The sequence below is a fragment of the Gemmiger formicilis genome (genome assembly GCF_024462815.1).
GTDB lineage: Bacteria > Bacillota > Clostridia > Oscillospirales > Ruminococcaceae > Gemmiger.
On record NZ_JANGCG010000093.1, the window covers coordinates 1 to 232 of the forward strand.

Here is a 232-nt window from a genome sequence, read left to right on the forward strand (position 1 = left end):
GTCAGTGGCGATATCCAGCGGAATCTCAACCTCATCCTCGGCAAGAGGGGCCAGCGCGGCATCCTCGACCATCTCGTCGACCACGGCCTTCTCGATGGCCGGGGCAGTCTCGTCAGAGATTTCAACACCCTCGGCGGGTTTTGTGGAAACCTCGGCGGGCTTTTCCTCCGCCACCGGTGCGGGGGCGGCCGCCGGCTCCTCACCCGTCACAAGAACCGTGGCCCGGATGGGC

Annotated in this window: 1 protein-coding gene; it reads right to left on the bottom strand. The window is 65.9% G+C overall.

Annotated features, from left to right (window positions below):
* A partial coding sequence (locus tag NE623_RS14630) for a hypothetical protein (protein ID WP_256276177.1) occupies positions 1-232 on the bottom strand: 232 nt, incomplete at both ends.